At 42.7% G+C, this 2,785-nt stretch carries 4 protein-coding genes; 2 read left to right on the forward strand and 2 right to left on the reverse strand.

The annotated features are described in order from the left end of the window. Nucleotides 1-21: 21 nt before the first annotated feature. Nucleotides 22-510, reverse strand: a complete 489-nt coding sequence (gene msrA / locus EXE29_RS17075) for a peptide-methionine (S)-S-oxide reductase MsrA (protein WP_000762837.1) — start codon at nt 508-510, stop codon at nt 22-24. 122 nt (nt 511-632) lie between these two features. Between msrA and EXE29_RS17080 the strand changes: the two genes are divergently transcribed. Then, nucleotides 633-1,568 (forward strand): AraC family transcriptional regulator, encoded by a 936-nt coding sequence (locus tag EXE29_RS17080; RefSeq protein ID WP_058952586.1) that lies wholly within the window; start codon nt 633-635, stop codon nt 1,566-1,568. Between the two features lie 2 nt (nt 1,569-1,570). Next, the gene (locus EXE29_RS17085; RefSeq protein WP_107010235.1) at nt 1,571-2,311 is read left to right on the forward strand and encodes a hypothetical protein; all 741 of its coding nucleotides are present in this window, start codon (nt 1,571-1,573) and stop codon (nt 2,309-2,311) included. 186 nt (nt 2,312-2,497) lie between these two features. On the opposite strand, the gene EXE29_RS17650 is transcribed toward EXE29_RS17085, so the two are convergent. Further along, nucleotides 2,498-2,785, reverse strand: a 288-nt coding sequence (locus EXE29_RS17650; RefSeq protein WP_004911214.1) for a hypothetical protein, incomplete at its 5' end; no start/stop codon positions are given.

Raw genomic sequence — 2,785 nt, forward strand, 5'->3', positions numbered from 1 at the left:
CTCTTTCGTTTGATTCATGGTTTAATCTCTCTCAAAATGGCACGTGTACCCGTGGGGATTCTTCTTCAAATAGTTTTGGTGATACTCCTCAGCGTCATAAAACTCTTTTTCCAAGGCTACCGTCGTGACCACGGGATTCTCGAAGCGACCGATCTCATTGACCTCATCAATCACGTTTTCGATAATCGCTTTCTGTGCATCGTCACGATAGAACGCTGCCGAGCGATACGAAGTGCCAACATCATTTCCTTGGCGATTCTTCGTAGTCGGATCATGGATTTTGAAAAAGTAATGTAGAATCTCTTCGAGAGATATTTCGTCTTGGTCGTATTCCACGCGAACCGCTTCGGCGTGCCCCGTTTTCCCTGTTATAATATCGGCGTAGGTAGGATCATCAAAATCTCCGCCAGAGTAGCCCACCTTCGTTGACGTCACACCGTCCAGACTCCTAAGGAGGTCTTCGAGACCCCAAAAACACCCTCCGGCAACGATCACATAATCTAGTTTCATAAAGCCTCCTTAGTTTTCATCCACTTACTGATTAGACTGACTTTACAGCATGTAAAATAGATATAATATGTTCAATAGTTCGTATAACATGACCTATTGGACAGTTTACGTAGGAGCTATATATGGATGTTCTCAGTGAAATTTTAGATAAGGTAGAGCTTACTAGCAGCTACTGGTATAGAACCTCATTTGCGGGAGACTGGGGCATCAGCCTCCCGCAGGAAGAGAATCTAGCGAGATTTCACATCGTGACTCATGGCGAGTTTTGGTATGAGGTGCCAAAACTTAAACTTAAAGCATTGGCGGAGCAGGGCGATATTTTGATCTTTTTCAAAGGGATTGAGCACACCATGGCCAGTGCACCAAAAATCAAGGCCGAGCCTGCGGTCGAATTTAGAGCTAAAGCCAACCTCACCGAAGCTCAAGTTTTGGAATACGGTGATCAGAGCAAGCTCAAAGCCAACGTCGTTTGCGGACATTTTTGTTTTAATGGCGGACCCGATCATCCATTCTTAAATTCGCTGCCAAATGTCGTGCATATCAAGAGTGCTGATAACTCCCACTCGCCTTGGCTTGCCATGCTTTTAAGTATTATAGAGCAGGAAGCAAAATCAGGGCTTCCTGGAAGCAACACGTTAGTCAGAAAGCTGACCGAAATTATCTTCGTGCAAGCGTTAAGAATCCACATGTACAAATCCAATAAAAATGCTGGATTCTTCAAACTGATCGAAAATCCGCAACTCAGCAAAACCTTGGAAGCTATTCATCATAGTCTCGATAAAAAATGGGGTCTTGACGATCTCGCCGGGATTGCGGGGATGTCGCGTACGAACTACAGCGTCAAATTTAAGGAGCTGTCAGGCATGACACCTCTTGATTATTTAACCTATTGTCGGCTTGAAAAAGCAAAGCAGCTGCTTAAAGAATCCGGTAAGTCTGTTCCCGAAGTGAGTGAAGCCATTGGGTATCCGGCACATGAACACTTTCAAAAGTTGTTTAAGAAAAAAATTGGCAAAACTCCTAGCGCGTACAGAAAAGAAAATTCTGAAAAGGTGTAAAAATGAATATCTATAACTCTCCTGTTACCAAAATAGCTTTCTGGGTCATCGTCGTCGGCAGTGTATTCTGTCTTCTTCTCCCTTTATTCTTACCTCTTCTTCCTCTTCACTACTTGAAGGATTATGGCGAAATAGGAGATGCTTTTGGAGGTATTTCGAACCCATTCGTACAGATACTAGGTTCAGTAGTTCTGTTTTTAGCGCTGAAAGCCCAGATTGATGCGAATAGAATCCTTCATCAGCAAATCGAAAAAGAAAACACGAAGGAGCAACTAAGGCACGAGTTAGATCAACTTCACGAACTTTATATGTTCGTCGAAAGAAACATCAAAAATTTTAGTTACGATCAAGAAAAGACCGTTGATGGCAAGACGCAAATGATCCTTCTGTATTCTCGACGTGCGATTAAATGTTTCATTGAGGATCTAGAGAGCTTAGATGTTGATATTCACAAAGATGACGACATTTTAAGGTTCGACGGGGTTAAAGAAATTATGAGCATTTTGAACAGCGTTGACCTATATTTCGACAAAATCAAAGACAGCGAGATTGCACCTTATCATAAGAGTTTTTATAAAACGCTTATGCAGCACGAACTTCTCTTCAGCGTTTTTCCTTATCAAGATATCGACAATCAAGCGTACCTAAAACAAGAGCATTGCCCAGAGTGTGGTGAATATCATGCAAATTATCCGCCACTGATTTATGACCGGTTACAGAAAATTAAAAAAAGTTTCTCCTGATGTATTATGGATATTTATTCGGTATCGGTCCTACCAAAAAGCTATTTGTAGTATCTCGAGTACGTGCTGTGGTGTAGTAATTCCAATCTTAGAAAACTCAAAGCTTATTCTGAAACTATCGGAATTGTCGGTTGGGTGAGACTTAGTCGCCCCGTAAAGCCTTATCGGGGCGGCAAAGATAACTTTTTATATCACTGCTATTGATGACGTCCTTTGTTTACTAAAGTTGTAAGCCCTTATTCTTTGTTTTAGACCTTCAACCACTCCGGGCTTGTCACTAGGAGAGTCCCCTTGGCTAACCTTAGCCGTCAGATCGTATTCAGCGATTTCTAGCCGGTCCCCCTGAATCATTTTACGCCAACCGTTCCACAACTTAGGGTCAAGCTCTTCGGTACGCCAACCATCGGTCGGTTCGCTCCGACTCGCTAAAGCCAGATCCCTGATTTGGTTCTGGAGCGTTAGATCGTCAATCAT

The organism is Acinetobacter sp. WCHAc060006 (genome assembly GCF_004209135.1).
GTDB lineage: Bacteria > Pseudomonadota > Gammaproteobacteria > Pseudomonadales > Moraxellaceae > Acinetobacter > Acinetobacter cumulans.